Source organism: Shewanella electrica (genome assembly GCF_022321485.1).
In the GTDB taxonomy this organism is placed as follows: Bacteria; Pseudomonadota; Gammaproteobacteria; order Enterobacterales; family Shewanellaceae; genus Shewanella; species Shewanella electrica.
Genome location: NZ_JAKOGG010000236.1, coordinates 1 through 276, shown reverse-complemented (window position 1 = coordinate 276; position 276 = coordinate 1). Strand labels below are relative to the sequence as shown.

General features: G+C 66.7%; 1 protein-coding gene. It reads left to right on the top strand.

What is annotated here, in order from left to right:
* On the top strand, positions 1 to 276 hold a 276-nt coding region (locus L9G74_RS20475), incomplete at both ends, for a hypothetical protein (RefSeq protein WP_238898604.1).

Below are 276 nucleotides of genomic sequence, written 5' to 3'. Positions count from 1 at the left end.
AGCTGTCGGACGGGATGACACAAGGGGCGCAGACCTCGGTACGCTGCCAGCAGCACGCGGGCACCACCGCCGACGTGCTCACCCAGATCAACCGGATGCTGGGGCTGGTAACCCGCACCAGCGACGAGATCGCCCAGGCGGTGAGTCAGCAGGCCGACGTCACGGCGACCCTCGATGAAGGGGTACACCAGATCCACCAGCTGGCCAGCCACACCGCCGACAACAGCAGGCAGGCGCTAGATGGCATCACCCTGCTGGTAGAGCGGCTGCAGGATC